The sequence below is a fragment of the Corynebacterium sp. CNJ-954 genome, assembly GCF_001942345.1.
Classification (GTDB): Bacteria; Actinomycetota; Actinomycetes; order Mycobacteriales; family Mycobacteriaceae; genus Corynebacterium.
In genome coordinates this window covers 13732-32006 of the sequence record NZ_MKKI01000006.1, presented here as the reverse complement: position 1 = coordinate 32006, position 18275 = coordinate 13732, and the positions used below count along the sequence as shown (strand labels likewise).

19 protein-coding genes are annotated in these 18275 nt (G+C 66.0%); 5 read left to right on the top strand and 14 right to left on the bottom strand.

The genetic code is table 11. From position 1 onward, the window contains the following. Positions 1 to 9 precede the first annotated feature (9 nt). The 6 genes from pstB to BJF89_RS03625 form a co-directional block, all read right to left on the bottom strand. Positions 10 to 786: a phosphate ABC transporter ATP-binding protein PstB gene (gene pstB / locus BJF89_RS03650; protein ID WP_038550043.1), complete on the bottom strand. Its 777-nt coding sequence runs from the start codon at positions 784 to 786 to the stop codon at positions 10 to 12. Positions 787 to 798: 12 nt separating this feature from the next. Then, on the bottom strand, positions 799 to 1749 hold the full coding sequence (gene pstA, locus BJF89_RS03645) for a phosphate ABC transporter permease PstA (RefSeq protein WP_075812327.1): 951 nt from the start codon (positions 1747 to 1749) through the stop codon (positions 799 to 801). A gap of 15 nt (positions 1750 to 1764) precedes the next feature. Next, positions 1765 to 2877, bottom strand: coding sequence for a phosphate ABC transporter permease subunit PstC (gene pstC, locus BJF89_RS03640; RefSeq protein WP_075812325.1), 1113 nt, complete (start codon positions 2875 to 2877; stop codon positions 1765 to 1767). Position 2878: 1 nt separating this feature from the next. Continuing rightward, positions 2879 to 3991, bottom strand: coding sequence for a phosphate ABC transporter substrate-binding protein PstS (gene pstS / locus BJF89_RS03635; RefSeq protein ID WP_075812365.1), 1113 nt, complete (start codon positions 3989 to 3991; stop codon positions 2879 to 2881). Positions 3992 to 4114: 123 nt separating this feature from the next. After that, positions 4115 to 5086, bottom strand: a complete 972-nt coding sequence (gene mshD / locus BJF89_RS03630) for a mycothiol synthase (protein WP_083650471.1) — start codon at positions 5084 to 5086, stop codon at positions 4115 to 4117. 11 nt (positions 5087 to 5097) lie between these two features. Further along, a complete protein-coding gene (locus tag BJF89_RS03625) occupies positions 5098 to 5778 on the bottom strand; it encodes a winged helix family transcriptional regulator (protein WP_038550046.1) in 681 nt (226 codons plus the stop codon). A gap of 176 nt (positions 5779 to 5954) precedes the next feature. Here BJF89_RS03625 and BJF89_RS18975 point away from each other — a divergent pair, with 176 nt between their 5' ends. Together BJF89_RS18975 and BJF89_RS18970 are read left to right on the top strand one after the other, a co-directional pair. Beyond that, the gene (locus BJF89_RS18975; RefSeq protein ID WP_255372475.1) at positions 5955 to 6809 is read left to right on the top strand and encodes a DUF2993 domain-containing protein; all 855 of its coding nucleotides are present in this window, start codon (positions 5955 to 5957) and stop codon (positions 6807 to 6809) included. 30 nt (positions 6810 to 6839) lie between these two features. Beyond that, positions 6840 to 7496, top strand: coding sequence for an FABP family protein (locus BJF89_RS18970; protein WP_187344670.1), 657 nt, complete (start codon positions 6840 to 6842; stop codon positions 7494 to 7496). A 28-nt stretch (positions 7497 to 7524) separates the two neighbouring features. Here the strand turns inward: BJF89_RS18970 and BJF89_RS03610 are convergent, their stop codons facing one another. Continuing rightward, positions 7525 to 8421 (bottom strand): aminodeoxychorismate lyase, encoded by an 897-nt coding sequence (locus BJF89_RS03610; protein WP_075812319.1) that lies wholly within the window; start codon positions 8419 to 8421, stop codon positions 7525 to 7527. A 60-nt stretch (positions 8422 to 8481) separates the two neighbouring features. Between BJF89_RS03610 and BJF89_RS03605 the strand changes: the two genes are divergently transcribed. Both BJF89_RS03605 and BJF89_RS03600 read left to right on the top strand, forming a co-directional pair. Continuing rightward, the gene (locus tag BJF89_RS03605) at positions 8482 to 9711 is read left to right on the top strand and encodes a folate-binding protein YgfZ (RefSeq protein WP_075812317.1); all 1230 of its coding nucleotides are present in this window, start codon (positions 8482 to 8484) and stop codon (positions 9709 to 9711) included. A 165-nt stretch (positions 9712 to 9876) separates the two neighbouring features. Then, positions 9877 to 10056: a DUF3073 domain-containing protein gene (locus BJF89_RS03600; protein ID WP_038553056.1), complete on the top strand. Its 180-nt coding sequence runs from the start codon at positions 9877 to 9879 to the stop codon at positions 10054 to 10056. Positions 10057 to 10215: 159 nt separating this feature from the next. On the opposite strand, the gene purM is transcribed toward BJF89_RS03600, so the two are convergent. Both purM and BJF89_RS03590 read right to left on the bottom strand, forming a co-directional pair. Then, complete coding sequence (gene purM, locus BJF89_RS03595) at positions 10216 to 11316, bottom strand: phosphoribosylformylglycinamidine cyclo-ligase (RefSeq protein WP_369803640.1); 1101 nt, start codon at positions 11314 to 11316, stop codon at positions 10216 to 10218. Between the two features lie 93 nt (positions 11317 to 11409). Then, positions 11410 to 11805 (bottom strand): sterol carrier family protein, encoded by a 396-nt coding sequence (locus BJF89_RS03590; protein ID WP_075812315.1) that lies wholly within the window; start codon positions 11803 to 11805, stop codon positions 11410 to 11412. Between the two features lie 133 nt (positions 11806 to 11938). Here BJF89_RS03590 and BJF89_RS03585 point away from each other — a divergent pair, with 133 nt between their 5' ends. Then, positions 11939 to 12904, top strand: a complete 966-nt coding sequence (locus BJF89_RS03585) for an acyl-CoA thioesterase (RefSeq protein WP_083650474.1) — start codon at positions 11939 to 11941, stop codon at positions 12902 to 12904. Here BJF89_RS03585 and BJF89_RS03580 read toward each other — a convergent pair whose 3' ends face one another. From BJF89_RS03580 to BJF89_RS03560, 5 genes are all read right to left on the bottom strand, one after another. Beyond that, complete coding sequence (locus BJF89_RS03580) at positions 12905 to 13252, bottom strand: hypothetical protein (RefSeq protein WP_075812311.1); 348 nt, start codon at positions 13250 to 13252, stop codon at positions 12905 to 12907. 149 nt (positions 13253 to 13401) lie between these two features. Next, entirely contained in the window at positions 13402 to 15789 is a 2388-nt protein-coding gene (purL, locus tag BJF89_RS03575) for a phosphoribosylformylglycinamidine synthase subunit PurL (protein WP_075812309.1), read from the bottom strand. A 15-nt stretch (positions 15790 to 15804) separates the two neighbouring features. Further along, a complete protein-coding gene (purQ, locus tag BJF89_RS03570; protein ID WP_075812307.1) occupies positions 15805 to 16476 on the bottom strand; it encodes a phosphoribosylformylglycinamidine synthase subunit PurQ in 672 nt (223 codons plus the stop codon). After that, positions 16473 to 16736 carry a phosphoribosylformylglycinamidine synthase subunit PurS gene (gene purS / locus BJF89_RS03565; protein WP_075812305.1) on the bottom strand — a complete coding sequence of 88 codons (264 nt, stop codon included), beginning with the start codon at positions 16734 to 16736 and terminating at the stop codon, positions 16473 to 16475. The genes purQ and purS overlap by 4 nt, the downstream gene beginning before the upstream one ends. Before the next feature lie 89 nt (positions 16737 to 16825). Next, positions 16826 to 18241: a cation:dicarboxylate symporter family transporter gene (locus BJF89_RS03560; protein ID WP_075812303.1), complete on the bottom strand. Its 1416-nt coding sequence runs from the start codon at positions 18239 to 18241 to the stop codon at positions 16826 to 16828. Between the last annotated feature and the right edge of the window lie 34 nt (positions 18242 to 18275).

Here is an 18275-nt window from a genome sequence, read left to right as displayed (position 1 = left end):
GGAGAAGGTCTAGCCGAAGCGTCCTGAGATGTAGTCCTCGGTCTCTTTACGGTCGGGGCTCTCGAAGATCTTCTTCGTCGGGCCGACCTCCACCAGGGTCCCCGGCTTACCGGTGGCCTCCAGTGAGTAGAACGCGGTCTGGTCGGAGACCCGCGCAGCCTGCTGCATGTTGTGGGTGACGATCACGATGGTGAACTCCTCTTTCAGCTCGTGGATGAGATCCTCCACGGCCAGGGTGGAGATCGGGTCCAGGGCCGAACACGGCTCGTCCATCAACAGGACCTCGGGTTCCACCGCGATGGCGCGGGCGATGCACAGGCGCTGCTGCTGGCCTCCCGAGAGACCTCCCCCCGGCTTGTCGAGCCGGTCCTTGACCTCCTCCCACAGGTTCGCCGACCGCAGGGAGCGCTCGGCGACCTCACGCAGCTTCTTCTTGTTCTTCTCCCCCGAGAGCTTCAGTCCGGCGATCACGTTCTCCTCGATGGACATCGTGGGGAACGGGTTCGCCTTCTGGAAGACCATGCCGATCGTATTACGCACGGCGACCGGGTCAATGCTGCGACCGTAGATGTTCTCCCCGTCGAGCAGGACGTCCCCCTCCACGTAGGCGCCCGGAATCACCTCGTGCATCCGGTTCAGGGTGCGCAGGACAGTGGATTTACCACAGCCGGACGGGCCGATGAACGCCGTCACCGAACGGGGCGGCACCTCCAGGTTGACGTCCTTCACCGCGTGGAAGTCGCCGTAGTAGATGTTCACGTCGTGGAGATCGAGGCGTTTCGCCATGGGACAGTTTCCTTAACTGGACTTGATCGAGAACTTGTTGGAGATGATCCGGGCACCGATGTTCAGTGCACCGATGAGGATCACCAGGGTGAGCGCCGCCCCCCAGAGTCGGGACAGCACCTCGTCACTGGCCTGGAGCTTGTACATCTCCAGCATGAACAGGGGCAGGGAGCTCTGGTTGCCGTCGAAGACGTTCCAGTTGATCACCGGTGTCGCCCCGACCAGGATCAGCACCGGGGCGGACTCCCCCATCACGCGCGCGACGGCGAGCATCACACCGGTGACGATGCCGGACAACGCGGTGGGCAGCACGATACGTACGATCGTCTTCCACTTCGGCACGCCCAGGGCGTAGGCCGCCTCACGCAGATCCATCGGGACGATGCGCAGCATCTCCTCGGTGTTACGGACGATCACCGGCACCATCAGCAGCACCAGCGACAGGGAGACGGCGAACCCGGAGCGCTCGAAACCGAACATGGTGATCCACATGGCGTAGACGAACAGGGCCGCCACGATGGAGGGCACACCGGTGAGGATGTCGACCATGAACGTGGTCATACGCCCCAGCCAGCCGCCCCGGGAGTACTCCACGAGGTAGACGGCGGTGAAGATACCGACAGGCACCGAGATGACCGTGGTGACGGCCACCTGGGTGAGCGTTCCGATGACGGCATGCACGATACCGCCACCGGCGACATTCGAGAGCTGCCCGAACATGTCGAAGACCCACCAGTCGACGCTGAGCAGGGCGGGGATGCCCCGCTGCACCAGGACGAACAGCACCCACACCAGCGGGAGGATCGCCAGTCCCATGGTCGCGTAGATGACCGCGGTGGCCATGGCGTTGCGGGCTTTGCGTCCGGTGGAGATGTCACTGAAACCGCTCGGCGCAAGTGCAGAGTGCGGACGGTTGTCGAGATCAGTGGGCCCGGTGAGTCCACTAGGTACAGACGTGGCCATCGCTGTCGTCCTCCACTACTTCCTGTTGTTGACCAGAGACCGGGCAGCAGCATTGACCAGGAAGGTCAACACGAACAGCACCAGTCCGGCGGCGATGTAGGCGCCCGCCTTGAGGTCGTCGTTGAATTCTGGCGCGGCGTTGGCGATGGCGGTGGCGAAGGTCGTTCCACCGTCCATCAACGAACCGCGGAAACCTGGCGCCGAGGCGATGACCATGTAGAGCGCCATCGTCTCTCCCAACGCCCTGCCGAGCCCCAGCATTGCGCCGGAGATGTAACCGGACTTGCCGAATGGCAGCACTGTCATCCGGACGACCTCCCACCGGGTCGCACCGAGTGCGAGCGCGGCCTCGACCTGTCCACGGGGGGTCTGGACGAAGACCTCACGGGCGGTCGCGGCGATGATCGGCAGGATCATGATCGCCAGCACCACGCCACCGGTGAAGATGTTGCGGCTGGTGGAGAACGCCGGGGACGTCCCCTGTTCCCAGTCGAAGAGGATGAAGCCGCCGGCCCAGCCGACGAGCCACTCGTAGAATCCGCCGAGGGCAGGCCCGAGGACCTGCATGCCCCAGATGCCGAAGACGATCGACGGCACCGCCGCCAGAAGGTCGATGACGAAGCCCAGGGGACGCACCACACGCTTCGGGCAGTAGTTCGACAGGAAGACCGCGACGCCGAGCGCGATGGGCATCGCGATGACGAGCGCCAGCACGGAGACCATCACCGTGGTGAAGAACATGTTCGGGATGCCGAACTGCATCCAGCCGCCGTCGTTGGAACTGTAGTTCAGGTCCCACCGGTCACCGTAGGTGAAGAAGCTGAACAGACCGTCGCGCTCCCGCGACAACGCCGGGATGGCCTGGAGAAGCAGGAACAGTCCGATGGCACCGATGATGACCGTGATCAACACCGCAGCACCGGTGGACAGCGACTCGAAGACCCGGTCGCCGGTGCGTTTCACCGCTCCTGCGGCACTACCCGTGCCTGCACCACCGAGGCCGTTCGCGCCGCCGGCGCCGTCGGAGCCACCGGCCACGGTTGTCCCCGGAGACTCCCGGTCCTGGCTTCCGTCCTGTGGGGAGCCGGCGTCCGTTCCGGACTCCGTCCCCGGGTGTGAGTTGGTCATACTACTGGAGTGCGTCCACGGCGGTCTCGAGCTTCTCCTTGAACGATCCGCTCAGCGGGATGTAGCCCGCCTCTTCAAGCTGATCGTTCTGGTTGTCGAGAATGGTGTGCAGGAAGTCCTTGACCCGGGCACCGGTCTCTTCGTCGTAGCCGGCCGAGCAGACGATCTCGTAGGTCGTCAGTGCCAGCGGGTAGGCACCTTCCTCCTTCATGCCGAAGAGCGCCTCGGAGTCGACGACGAGGTCGTTGCCCTCACCGGAGAAGGCGACCTGGTCCAGCGCCTTGTTCACGGTCTCGGCATTCAGCTCGGTCGGGCCCGCACCGAAGTCCAGATTGGCAATGCCGAGGTCATTGGCGGTCGCGAAACCGGACTCCACATAGGTGATGGAGCCGTTGGTGGCCTTGACCTGGTCGGCGACGCCCGAGGAGCCCTGTGCACCGGAACCGACGCGGGTGGGGAAGGTCTTGCCCTCGTCCTCCCACAGGCCGTCGGTGGCGGTCTTCAGGAAGGACTGGAAGTTGTCGGAGGTGCCCGATTCCTCGGCACGGTAGAGCACGTCGATGGGCTGGTCGGGAAGATCCACGCCCTCGTTCTCCGCGGCGATGGCCTCGTCGTTCCAGTTGCGGATGTCGCCCTTGAAGATCTTGGCGACGGTGTCGACGGAGAGGTTGAGGTCGTCGACGCCGTCGAGGTGGAAGGCCACCGCGACGGGCCCGACGACCATGGGGAGGTGCCAGGCGGGATTGTCCTCGCAGCGCTTCGCAGCCGCCGCGGCCTGTTCCTCGTCGAGGGGTGAATCCGATCCGCCGAAGTCGACCTGGTCGGCGATGAACTGCTTCTGACCTGCACCGGAACCGGTCGCGTTGTAGGCCAGCACGGCACCGGGGACGGAGGACGAGTAGGAGACACCGAACTGCTCCATCGCCTTCTGCTGGGAGCTGGCGCCCTCACCGCGGAGTTCACCCTGGGTGTCGGAGAGTTCGTAGGAGCTCTCGGAGGTGGTGCCCCCCTCACTGTCCCCGGAGTTCGAGTTCGAACAACCGGTGAGGACGAGAGAGCCGGCGGCGACGGTCGCTGCCGCGGTGGTCAGCGTGCGGCGGCGGGTGGTCGAGATCTTCACAGTGGGTAGTCCTTACACATGCGTTGTGGGTTGACGACGCACCGTACGTTAACGCCCCTTGGTGGACGTCAGACACCGTGAAAGTGAACGGAAGATGAATACTCCGGCGGGTACCGGTCAGATCAGGCCCCGGTAGACCACGTCCCGGTGCACGACGTCGAACCCGAGACGCCGGTAGGTTGCCACCGCCGGAACGTTGTCGCCCTCCACGTAGAGGTCCACTGCATCCGCACCACCGTCGAGCAGGTACCCGATCCCGAGCAGGGTGACCGGTCCACCGAGGCCGCGGCCGCGTGCGGCGTCAGCCAGGCACACCACGTAGACCTCCCCGTGCGGGTCGCCGTCGGGACGTTTCGTCCAGTGGAAACCCAGGCACTCACGGTCGTCGAAGAGGAAGATCACACCGTTCGGGTCGAACCAGTCCGCGCTGCGTGCCTCCTCCAACTTCCCCAGGTCCCAGCCACCCTGTTCCGGGTGCCATGCGAACGCCTCGTTGTTCACCCGGAGCCATTCGGTGTCGACATGCTCCACCCCGAATGCCTCGCACGCCGCGGGGTAGTCCAGGACGGTCAGCCCTTCGCGCTCCACGGTGGCTTTCGCCTCGTCCCGTCCGGCGAGCAGTGTGGTCCGGCGGTCGGCGTCGGTGCAGTCGACCGACATTTTCAGCAGTTCCCGCACGGTCCTCGCGCGCCGACCGTCGGCGAAGTTCCTCGCCGAGTCCAGGTCGCCGTGCGACCAGACGCTGAGCTGGCGCTCGACATCCAGGTGGCGACCTATCTCCCGCAGCATCCCGGTCGCCACTCCACGGCGACGGGCATCCGGGTGGACGGCCAGTTCGGCGACGTAGGACGGGTTCACCGACACCACCCCGACGAGTTGTCCGTCGACCTCGGCGGTCAGGTGACGGTAGCCGTCCTCACCCACCTCGATACTGCGCAGGAACGCCTCGCTGTACGCCGGTACTCCGTCCGCCTCTTCGACGGCGGCGAGAAGGCTCCGGATCTGTTCGGCGGTCCCGTCGTCCCGCGCGGCATCATCGGGGAAGAACTCCCGGTGCACAGGGTTCAGCGGCTTGTTCTTCGCGTTCATCGCGGCTCTCCTCAGGGGGCGTCGAGTTCCACAGCTTTGTACCCCACATTACGCACCGTGGCGATGACCTTCTCGTACTCGTGACCGAGCTTCGCCCGCAGTCGACGCACGTGCACGTCGACGGTACGGGTTCCTCCGAAATAGTCGTAACCCCACACGTCCTGCAGGAGCTGCTCACGGCTGAAGACCCGCCCAGCATGCTTGACCAGGAAGTACAGCAGCTCGAACTCCTTGTACGTCAGGTCCAGTGGGCGACCCTCGACACGTGCGACATAGGTGACCTCGTCGACGATCAGACCGCCGATGGTGGCGACCTGGCTGTCCTCGGCCTCCTCGACGGGGACGGGACGCCTCGTCATCAACATCCGCAGGCGCGCGTCGACCTCTGTCGGGGTCGCCGAGGGGAGAAGGAAGTCGTCCACCGCCCACGAGCCGTCCAGGGCGATGACACTGGTCTCCTCGATGGCGACGGACACCGGCAACGTCGGGTACGCGGCAGCGACCGACCGGCAGAGGTCCCTGGCGCCCAGAAGGTTGCTTCCGGTGACGTCGATCATCACGACCTCGGCGCCGCCGATCTCCTTGACGGACCCCGGCGCCGGCGGGAGGAGCACCACCTCATGGGACAGCAGGGCCAGCGACGGAAGCACCTCTGAGACCTCATCTTTGTCAGAGAGCACGGTCAGTTTCACGGCCGTCGTCCTTCCTTCGGTGTGTCTCGCCGGGAACGCTCCGCTCCGGCACCGTCACCACTTTACACCGGCCGGACCTGCACAATCCCGGCGACCGACCACTGCAACAGCATCGAAACGAAGACGTAACAATGCACTCATTCGGCGCAGCCCCCACCGCTTTGTATGCTGGGGCGGTGACCGAGACCACCCGCCAGAGCACAGGACGCCGCCCCCGACGGACGGTGACGACCGTCGTCCTGATCGTGGTCGCCGTGCTCGCGGCGACTCTCGGAGTCGCCGTGGTGGCGGACAGCCTGGTGGCCGCGCGGGTGGAGAAGAAGATCTCGGACCGGATCTTCCGGGAGTCACACCTGGCCACGCCTCCCCACGTCCAGGTGACCGGGCTTCCCTACCTCGCCGCCGTCTTCACCCACGAGGTGCCGTCGATCCAGGTGGAGTCCACGGACGTGGAGATCCCGGGATTCGGACGGGTGACGGTGTCCTCCTCCGCCACGAAGATCACGCTGGGCAAGGACGCCGTGTTGTCAGGGGACTTCACCGACGCCCCGGCGCGCGAGGTCTTCACCCGCATCCAGATGGACACCGTCGAGCTCGGCGACCGTATGGGCATCGACGACCTCGGGCTGGCGTCCCAGGACGACTCCTCCCCGACCGGCGGCTGGGAGACCGAGGCATACCTCTCCGGCTCTCCCGACGGCCTGCCGGACGAGGACTCCGGACGCTACGAGGTCGGGGTCCGTCTGCGTGTGTGGCAGGGCGACGTCTACCTGACACCGACGGAGATCACCGACACCCCGAACTCCGCCTCCCCCGATGACCTGGACCACGACGTCACCGAGCGGGTCCTGGACGCCTTCACGCTGGAGCTTCCCGGCGAGAACCTGCCGTTCCGCAGCCCCCCGCGACGGGTGTACACCGCCGGCGGAACATTGTTCATCGAGGCAGAGCAGAACTACACACGCGTCAGCGTGGCGGACCTGGCACCGCAGTCGGGCCCGCTGAACGAGGACGAGCAGGCGGGACTCTGATCCCCGGGGCGACCCGGTACGCTGTCAGACATGACTAGCGACAACCCCATTTCAGGTAACGAGGCCGTCGCCCGCGCGGAAGAGCAGGCCAAGCAGACCGCCGGGCGCAACATCCCCACCATCGGTGACCTCCCCGTCGCCGAGGACACCGCCAACCTCCGTCAGGGGCCGAACCTGCACGACGGGCTCCTGGCGCTGCTGCCGCTCGTCGGCGTGTGGCGGGGCGAAGGCCACGCCTCCCCCGTCGGAGGCTCCGACGAGTACGCGTTCGGCCAGCAGATCGTCTTCGCCCACGACGGCGAGAATTACATCAGCTACAACTCGCGGATCTGGCGCCTCGACGACAAGGGCGAGGCCACCGGCCAGGACGTCCGGGAGACCGGTTTCCTCCGCATCAGCGAGAACGACGACATCGAGTTCCTCGCCGTGCACAGCACAGGTGTCGTGGAGGTCATGTACGGTCGCCCGCGCACCGAGCGTGCCTGGGAGCTCGAGAGCGCCTCGACCCTGGCGTCCGAGACCGGCCCTCGTGCTTTCGGCCCCGGTAAGCGTCTCTACGGGCTGATGCCGAACAACAACCTCGGCTGGGTCGATGAGCGCATGGCGAACGCAGCGGACGCGGCGGACGGCGGCAGCGGGGAGCTGGCTCCCTGGATGTCCGCCGAGCTGTCGCGCGTCATCGGGTAGCCGTCCGGTAACCGTCGGGGGTTCCCGCTCAGGCAGTGGCCGCCTCGACGGCCATCGCCTCGACGTCGTCAGCGACCGCGGGTCGAGGCAACTCCACCCCGTCCAGTTCGGTGACCCTGGCGTGGATACGCACCGAGGACACCAGCCAGACGCCGTCGGCGGCCCTCAGGTCCGCCACCGTCAACGGTCGCTGCTCCGTCTCCCATCCGTTCCGGCGTGCCAGTGCGAACAACGCCGCCTGGGTGGTACCGGGAAGGACGCCCGCCTGCTGGCTCGGGGTGACCATCGTCCTGCCGGTCACCGCGACCACCGTGGAGGTGGGGCCCTCCAGGACGCGGTCGTCGTCACCGATGAAAATGACGTCGTCCAACCCCTGCGAGGCCGCGTGTCGGAGAGCAGCCATGTTCATCGCGTAGGACAGCGTCTTCGCCCCCACCAACGCCCAGGGTGAGTCGTCGGAGATGCTGAGACTGAAACCCCGGTGTGCGGTCATGACCCGTACCCCCTGCTCGCGCTGGCGCACCGCGGAGGGCGACTCGGCGCTGACCGTCACCCACCCGGTCACTCTGCCGGTCGACTCACGCCCCCTCGAGTACATCCACCGCAGAGCCGCCTCCCCGCCACCGAGGTCCTCCCACGCGGACAACGCCATGTCGGTGGCCTGCACCCACCGGTCGACGTCCGGAGCCGGCAGATCGAGCAGTGACGCACCCCGGACGAAACGGTCCCGGTGGAGGTCGAGATTCCGGACGCGTCCGGCCCGCACCATCATGGTCTCGAAGATGCCGTCGCCGCGTCGGGCCGCCAGATCGTCGATGTACATCACGGGCACGGTCGCGTCGATGACCTCCGGCGGCAGGTCCGCTGCGGGGCGGACGTCGACGGCGATGTCACGGGGGTTCTCGGCGGTGTTCGCGGCAGTCATGGCGACCAGTGTAGGGGTTCGCCCCTGACACGGGGCCCGATCGGTACTAGGCTGGTTGGTGTGAGTCAGACGCACAGCCCCCTGGTCGACCACGTTCCAGGGGCAAGCACGGAAGATGGTTCAGGCTTCGAGGGGCACCAGGGACTCCTGGTGGCTACGGCGAGGCACTACGGACGGCCGCTCATCGAGCAGTCGCTCGTGGACGAGGGTGGCACCGGGGTCATCGACGGGTGGTCGCACACGGCGATCATGGTGACAGGGCCGGATGCCGCCACCTGGCTGAACGACCTCATCTCCCAGAAGGTCGACGCCATGACGGTGGGTTCGTCGACGCACGGCCTGATCCTTGACGTCCAGGGACGTGTCGAGCACGCTTTCGGGATCTCCGCCGTGGCCGACGGCACATTCCTGTTGGACGCTCCGGGGGACTCGGATGCCACGGCTCTGGCTGACTTCCTGTCCAGGATGGTGTTCTGGTCACAGGTCGAGGTCTCGACGCCCGAGCTGTCGCTCATCAGCGTGGTCAACCCGGACGCGTCACCTGCCGCTGCCGCCGGCACAGGTGTTCCCGAGGGAGTCTCGGGGCTGGCCGGGGGCTCGGCGGCTTCCGCCCGGTACTGGACGGTCCGCACCCTCGGCGGGCACCCCGTGACCGACGTATGGGTCGACACCGCGGGGCTGGCAGCCTGCTGGGACGCTCTGGTCTCGGCAGGGGCCCAGCCGGTCGGCGGTTGGGCTGCGGACGCGTTGCGGATCCGTGACCGCCGACCACTGCTCGGCATCGACACCGATGAGCGGGTGATACCGCACGAGGTGCCCGGTTTCATCGGTGGCGATACCCCGAGCGCACACGGAGCCACGCAGCTGGCACGTGCGGACGACGGCCCGACCACGTCGGCGGTGCACCTGAACAAGGGATGCTACCGGGGCCAGGAGACGGTCTCCCGCGTGCATAATCTGGGTCGCCCCCCACGACAGCTGGTGGTGCTGCAACTGGACGGCTCCGGGCAGGCGCTGCCCGAGGTCGGTGCGGCAGTGCTCGCGGGCACGCGGAGCGTCGGACGGATCGGACTCACCGTCCAGGACGCTGACGACGGACCGGTGGCACTGGCACTCGTGAAACGGCAGGTCATCGAGAAGCTCGCGGCGGACCGTGAGACGGGTGGGCACGAGGCTCCCCCGTTGACCGTCGACGGCGTCGATGCCGCCGTGGACCCGGACGACATCGTCGTCGACAACACCGTTCGACCGGGCCGCGCCGCGGTGGACAGACTGAGGGGAAAAATCTGACCGGCATTCACCTGCGCATACAGTGATGGCACGCGATTCAGGGCGGGTCTGGTTCTGACAACTGCGCCTACACCCGCTATGGTGGGGACAGAACAGAATCACTGAAAGATGCGAGAGCAGCTCAAATCCCTGGCTGCTCCATTGACAACCCGAGGGGGTCAGGCCATGGGTCGCGGCCGTGCCAAGGCAAAGCAAACCAAGGTTGCCCGTCAGCTCAAGTACAGCTCTCCAGACATGGATCTCGAGAGTCTCCAGCGTGAGCTGTCCACTGAGAGTGGGCATTCCACCGAGGACGACTACGAGGAGTGGGACGACTGGAGTGCCGAGGAGGACGAGGGTCGCTGACGGCCCTTCTCCGTCCTTTCATGCAGTGAACACCGGCGCCTGCGCCGGTCCATACCGCTGAATCAGCGATGTGGACCGACCCGGACGCCGGTTTTCGCGTACCCCGACAACGGACAGAGGGCGGCTTCCGTACCCGGAAACCGCCCCGGCCCGCCCACGTCAGGTGCGCGGGTACTCCCCCACCAGTTCCGCGCGGGCGGCGGACTCGTTCTCCGAGCCGTCCTCAGCCGCCAGCCGGACATGGCCCAGATTCCAGGCGTCGATGTGGCGGGCGGTGAGCATGGCGAGCGCACGCTCCGCATCGTCCTCACCGACGACGGCCACCATGCCGACGCCCATGTTGAAGGTCTTCTCCATCTCGTCCTGCGATACCTTGCCCAGCTGGGCAATGGTGCGGAACACCGGGGCGGGCTCCCAGGAACCGCGATTGAGCTCGGCGACGAGCCCCTCGGGGATGACACGGGCCAGGTTGGCGGCCAGGCCACCTCCGGTGACGTGGGAGTAGGTGTGGACGTCGCACTCGGCTGCGAGGGCGAGGCAGTCGAGCGCGTAGATCTTCGTCGGCTCCAGCAGTTCCTCACCGAGGGTGCGCCCGAAGTCGGAGACGTAACCGTCGAGTTCCAGACCAGCCTTCTCGAGGAGGACGTGGCGGGCGAGGCTGTATCCGTTGGAGTGGAGTCCGGAGCTGGCCATGCCGATGACGACGTCACCGTGCCGCACCCGGTCGGGCCCCAGCAACTTGGCTTCCTCGACGACGCCGACGGCGGTCGCGGAGACGTCGTACTCGCCGGGCTCCATCAGCCCGGGGTGCTCTGCGGTCTCCCCGCCGAGGAGGGCACAACCAGCGTCGATGCAGCCGGCGGCGATACCGGAGACGATCTCGGCGACGTGCTCCGGCACGACCTTGCCGATGGCGATGTAGTCCTGCAGGAACAGCGGCTCAGCGCCGCAGACCACCAGATCGTCGACGACCATGGCGACCAGGTCGCGGCCGATGGTGTCGTGTTTGTTCATGGCCTGGGCCACCGCGAGCTTCGTCCCGACGCCGTCGGAACCTGAGGCCAGGAGGGGCTTGTCGTAGTCCCCGAGGGCGAACAGGCCGGCGAATCCACCGAGCCCGCCCCGGACCTCGGGCCGGGTGGCTTTCTTGGCCAGGGGCGCGAACATCTCGACGGCACGGTCGCCGGCCTCGATGTCCACGCCGGCGGCAGCGTAGCTGGCGCCGCCGGAGTTGTCGCGGGGATCGGTCAGGTCAGTCAAAGTAATACGCCTTCACTCGCGGTGATTGTCGTGCAGGATTCTCCTGCATTTAGCCGAACCCAGCCTACCCGGTGCGGTGTCTGATCCTCCTACTCAGATACCCCGGACCACGGGAATCCAGTGCGATACATCGCCTGCGTGTGCACCTGAGACCTCCGCACCCGCGGCGACGGCACCGTCGACGTCGATGATTCCCCCGGCCAGTCGCAGCCACGTCAGGGCATCACACTGGACCACGTTCGGCGGTGTTCCCCGTCGGTGCACCGAACCTTCGACACACTGGACGGCGGCAAAGGGCGGCACCCGCACCTCGACACTGTGCCCGGGGGCGTCCTGCTCCAACTGGGCGGTCGTGAGCCGCACCGCGGCTGCTACGGCACTGCGTGACGGGCGGGGCTCATTCTCGGGATCCTTCACCCACGGCCACACCTCCAGCAGCGCCGTCCGCACTGCGGCGGGGTCTGTCGTCTTCGTCGACCTCTCTGGCATGACCTCGATGATACGGGGATAACCCGGACTGTAGGATATTGGACATCACCAGTGAGACGAAAGGCAGATTGTGGCAGTAACAGGCGCAGACGAGCAGGGGCGGACGCTGCAGTCGGAGACGACACTCCGGTTCATGGCGGCGCCGACCGACGTCCTGATGCAGGGTGCCCGGGGTGTCCACGGCGGTCGAGTCCTGGAGTGGATCGACAAAGGTGCCTATGCCTGTGCCGTCGGCTGGTCCGGCGCGTACTGCGTGACGGCGTATGTGGGCCACATCCACTTCACCCGCCCGATCCCTTCCGGCCACATCGTGGAGGTCCGGTCGCGCATCGTCTACACGGGTCGTTCCTCCATGCACATCGTCAACGAGGTGCTCTCCGCGGATCCGCGGGAAGGTGTCTTCACCCGTGCGTGCGACTGTCTCGTGATCTTCGTGGCCATGGACGAGAACCGTAAGTCGATGCAGGTTCCCCATTTCGAGCCTGAGACCGAGGCCGGCGTTCGGATCCAGCAGGCTGCCCTGTCGCGTGTGCAGCTGCGCAAGGCGATCGAAGAGGAGATGCTGAAACAGAGCTACTCCTCCGATCCGGCGGCGACCACCGCGCCTCGCATGACCCACCGGTTCATGGCCAAGCCCACCGACGTCAACTGGGGCGGGAACGTCCACGGTGGCACTGCGATGGAGTGGATCGACGAAGCAGCGTCCGCCTGCACGTCGGCGTGGACCGGTGAGCGCACCGTGGCTGTCTACGCGGGAGGATTCCGCTTCTACCGCCCCGTACACATCGGCGATCTCGTCGAGGTCGAGGCCCGGGTGATCCGCACCGACGTGCGCAGCATGTCTGTGTCGGTGCACCTGCGCGCCGGTGACCCGCGCGAGGGGACCGGCAATCTGCCGGTCGGCATCCACGCGTCAATGACCTACATCTCGACGGACATCGACGGCAACCCACTGGCCGCCCGGCAGTTCACGCCCACCACCCCGGAGGACAAGCGGCTGTCCCAGCACGCCGCCACGCTGCGCGAACTACGCACCAAGTACCGGCCGATGCCGCTGGTGGAGCCGCTGCGGGACGAGAGCCAGTACCCGATGAACTGATCAGCGGGCGAAGATAGCTGCGAGCTGGTAATCACCGTCCCGGGCGAACTGCCCCGCCTGCTGCTGGAACTGTCGTCCATTGCCTGCAGGCCCGTCGACCTGAAGTGCAGCGAGCTCTTTCAGTGACGCCACGTCAATGTCTTCGGCGTTCGGATCGTCGAGCCGCTGGTCATACAGTGACCGTCGGGTGTCATTACCCACCACAGCCCTGGCGGTGGTCAGTTCGTCGACAGCGGCAGCGTCGTCCTGCGGTGCCACTGCCAGCCTGTCGGCGAGTTGCCGGTCGAGCTCCCCGGTGGGGGCACCCCTGTCCAGTCCCAATGACTGGTAGATGTCATAGTGCGCCATGAGAATTCTTCCCTCTCGGAAACGTCGGGTGCCGCACAGGCACCCGTTGAAGTCAGAGGGAGCTTACCAATGTCTCAGCAAGAAGACGGCCCGTTGTGAGGAAATCTCCCCACAACGGGCCGTCCACCCGGGCGACCTGTCGCCCGGTGTTACTCCACGACGGAGTTCGCGCCGACCGCGTGGCTGAACAGGGAGGGCAGCGTCCCCTCCCAAGCCTGCCTGGCGTCGGCGACCGGCACCGTGAACTCCGCGTCGGCGGTGGTGACGGCGATCTGCGCGGCAGCCACCGAGCCAGCGCCGTTGTCCCCGTCAGCCGAGACGCTGGAGCCGATGCGGCTCACCGGGACACCATGCCCGGTGAAGACGGCCTCGACCTTCTCCACGGCGGACGGGTCCGCGGCGTCGACGGCCACGAGCACGCGAGTGGCGGTCTCCGAGAACAGGCCGGTGAACAGGTCGGCGACAGCATCACCGGTCGTGGCCTCCGCGGACAGGGCAGCGACCGGGTCCACGGACACCGACGCCCCCGACTGCACGGCGTACTCCACGACAGCCTGCGAGAGGCCTCCCTCAGACAGGTCATGAGCCGAAGCGACCACACCACGCAGTTCTCCGAGCGCAGCGCCGAGACGTTGCTCTGCCGACAGGTCCACTACCGGGGGCATCCCGGCAAGCGCGGAGTGCGCGACCTGCTGCCAGATGGAGCCGCCGAGTTCATCGGCCGTCTCCGCACCGGCGAGCAGGAGCACATGGTCCCCCGCTTCGGGGCGTGTCGGGATCCGGGTTGCGACGTCGTCGATCGTGCCGAGGACGGCGATCACCGGGGTCGGCAGAATGGCCTCCGCACCGGTCTGGTTGTAGAAGCTGACATTGCCGCCGGTGACCGGGACAGCCAGTTCCGCGCACCCGTCGGCGAGACCGTGGACGGCCTCACGGAACTGCCACATCACGCCGGCGTCCTCCGGGGACCCGAAGTTCAGGCAGTTCGACACCGCCACCGGGGTTGCGCCGGTCACCGACACATTGCGGTATGCCTCCGCAAGTGCCAGGCGGGCACCGGTGTTCGGGTCGAGCTTCGTGTACCGCCCGGAGGCATCGGTCGACACGGCGACACCGCGGCCGGTCTCCTCGTCGATGCGCAGCACGCCGGCGTCCGCGTCCTTCGCCAGGACGGTGTTGCCACGCACGTAGCGGTCATACTGCTCGGTGATGAACGCACGCGAGCACAAGGCGGGCGATGCCGCGAGGTCGAGCATCGTCTGACGGACCTCATCGACGGTGGTCGGGCGGGTAAGGCCGGGTTCGGCGTTCAGGGCGTCCTGGGTCTCCGGACGGGCGACGGGACGCTCGTAGACGGGCCCTTCATCGGCCATGGTGGCGGCGTCGGCGTCGACCACTACCTCTCCGCGGTGCTCGATGACCAGGTGTTCACCGTCGGTGACTTCACCCAGGTCGGAGGCGATGACCTCCCACTTGTCGCAGATGGCCATGAACGCGTCGACGTTGTCCGGGGTTACCACGGCCATCATGCGTTCCTGCGACTCCGAGGAGAGGATCTCCGCGGCGGTCATTCCTTCGGCACGCAGGTGCACCTTGTCCAGGTTGACGTGCATTCCGCCGTCACCGGCTGCGGCGAGTTCGGCGGTGGCACAGGACAGGCCCGCACCGCCGAGATCCTGGATACCGACGACCACCCCGGCGTTGTACAGGTCCAGGCAGCATTCGATGAGCACCTTCTCTGCGAAGGGGTCACCGACCTGCACGGCCGGGAGCTTACGCTCGGCACCTTCCTCAAAGGTGTCGGAGGCGAGGACGGACACGCCGCCGATGCCGTCCAGTCCGGTGCGGGAGCCGAAGAGGATCACCCGGTTGCCGACGCCGGAGGCGAAGGCGAGTTTGAGGTCATCACTCTTGAGGGTTCCCACGCACAGTGCGTTGACCAGTGGGTTGCCCGCGTAAGACTCGTCGAAGACGGTCTCACCGCCGAGATTCGGCAGACCGAGGCTGTTGCCGTACCCGCCGACACCGGCGACCACACCGGGCAGCACGCGCTGGGTGTCCGGGGCATCGGCTGCGCCGAAGCGCAGCTGGTCCATCACGGCGACCGGACGTGCGCCCATGGCCATGATGTCGCGGACGATGCCACCGACACCGGTCGCCGCGCCCTGGTAGGGCTCGACGTAGGACGGGTGGTTGTGGGACTCGACCTTGAAGGTGACGGCGTTGCCGTCCCCGATGTCGATGACGCCGGCGTTCTCGCCGATACCGGCGAGCATCTTGGACTTCATCTCTTCGGTGGTGGTCTCACCGAAGTACCGCAGGTGCACCTTGGAGGACTTGTAGGAGCAGTGCTCCGACCACATCACCGAGTACATCGCCAGTTCGGCGTCCGTGGGACGACGGCCGAGGATGTCACGGATGCGCTGGTACTCGTCGGGCTTCAGGCCCAGTTCGGCCCACGGCTGGTCGAGTTCCGGGGTGGTGGACGCGTGGGCGACGGTGTCATTCACGACGTTCACGGGATTCTCGTCAGTCATATTTGTTGTATCTCCTCAGGCTGCCACGGAACCGACGGCGGACAGGAACATCTGCAGACCGTCCAACGACGGTCCGGTCAGGGTCTCGACAGCGTGTTCCGGGTGCGGCATCAGGCCCACGACCCGCCCGTTGGCGGAGCTGATTCCGGCGATGTCATTGACCGACCCGTTGTAGTTGTCGGTGTAGCGGAAGACGACACGTCCCTCAGCCTCAAGCTCGGCGACAGTATCGGCCGACGCCTGGAAGCGTCCTTCACCGTGCTTGGAGGGGATGAGGATCTTCTGGCCCGCCTGCAGCGAGCTGGTCCACGCGGTTTCCGCGTTGACGACCTCCAGGACAGCATCGGTGCAGTGGAAGTGGAGTCCCTGGTTACGGGTCAGCGCACCGGGCAACAGGCCTGATTCGGTGAGAATCTGGAATCCGTTGCAGATACCGAGGACCGGCATTCCCCCGGCCGCCTTCTCGACCACGGAGCGCACCACGGGCGCCTGGGCGGCGATGGCCCCGGAGCGCAGGTAGTCCCCGTAGGAGAACCCTCCCGGGACGACTACGGCGTCAACCTCTTTCAGGTCTGCATCCGCGTGCCACAGCTCGACGGCCTCGGCGCCGGCGATACGCACGGCGCGTGCGGCGTCAACGTCGTCCAGCGTCCCGGGAAAGGTGATGACACCGATGCGCGCGGTCACTCGGTGACCCCGGCGGATCCGGCGATCTCGGCGGACACGACCTCGTAGTCCTCGATCACGGTGTTGGCGAGCAACGTCGAGGCGACGCGCTCGAGGTCCTCGGCAGAGACGGAGTCATCGACCTCCAGCTCGAACCGCTTGCCCTGACGGACATCGTTGACTCCGGAGACGCCGATACGCCCCAGCGCACGGACGACGGCCTGTCCCTGGGGATCCAGGATCTCGGCTTTGGGCATGACATTGACTACGACACGTGCCACGAGTTTCCTCTTGTTTCCTTGCTGTTAGCTGTAGGTGGGGAACAAGGCACAACCATACCGGGTGGCACGGACATCGCGAACCGACGGTCTCAGGGCTGCCAGCGTTCCGTACTGGGCTTCTGGTCCGCAGGCTGCGGAGAAGCGCCCACAGGCTCCACGATCTCGTCGTCGGGTGAGTACTCGAAAGTCTTCTCCCGGTCCAGGACGGCATTCGCCTGGTCCATGTCCAGCGACTTCGTCCACTTGCCGACGAGGAGGGTCGCCACGGCGTTGCCCGTGAAGTTCGTCAGAGAACGTGCTTCGGACATGAACCGGTCGATACCGACGATGATGTCGACCCCGCCGAGCATCTCCGGACGGTGCGCCTGCAACCCCGCGGCAAGGGCTGCGATGCCGGCCCCTGAGACGCCCGCAGCACCCTTGGAGGCGATGATCATGAACACGAGTAGCCCGATCTGTTCACCGAGGCCCATAGAAATATTCATTGCATCAGCGATGAAGATCGAGGCCATGGTCAGGTAGATGGCGGTGCCGTCCAGATTGAAGGAGTAGCCGGTCGGGACGACGATGCCGACAGTGGCCTTGTCGACGCCCGCGAACTCCATCTTCTGCATCAGTTGCGGCAGTGCCGACTCCGACGACGAGGTACCGACGATGAGCAGGTACTCCCGACCGAGGTAGCGCAGGACCTTGAAGATGCTCAACCCTGTCGAGGCGCGGAGGATCGTCCCCAGGACAAGAACGATAAAGAGCACACACGTGATGTAGAAGCCGAGCATCAACGTGATGAGCTGCCAGACAGCGTCCATCCCCGTGCCTCCCACGACACCGGCCATAGCTCCGAAAGCGCCTACCGGCGCAACCCAGAGGATCATGGACATGACCTTGAAGACGACCTTCTGTGCCAACTCGATACCGTACAGGCAGGGGCCGGCGATCTTGTTCGGCATCGACTGCAGTGCGAAACCGACGAGCAGCGCCACGAACAGGGTCTGCAGGACAGCCTGTTCGGGGTCAGTGAAGGCAGAGACGATCGTGTCCGGAATGATGTTCTGAATGAAGCCGAAGAAGCCGCCTTCACTCTCTGCAGCTGTATCAACATCGCCGCTACCAGCGGAAATCCCCAGCCCCTCACCTGGCTGGATGAAGTTCCCGACGAGGAGCCCGATGCCGAGAGCGAACGTAGACATGATGAGGAAGTAGACCAACGCAATACCGCCGGCCTTACCGACGGTGGCTGCCTCGCGAACATGGCCGATACCGATGACGATCGTGCAGAAGATGATCGGTGGGATCACCATCTTGATCAGGCTCACGAACATCGTACCGAGGGGTTTGAGGCCTTCTCCGACCCCAGGAGCCAGCAACCCTACGGTGATTCCGGCGATCACAGCGACAATGACGCTGAGGTACAGCCAGTGAGACCTGTCTTTCGGCTTCGAGTTCTTCCCGGCGTCTGCACCTTGTGTGGTGGCAGTCACCTCGGGACGGTGTTCGTTTGTCATGGAACAGCAACCTACGCCTGAACACCCCCTCCCA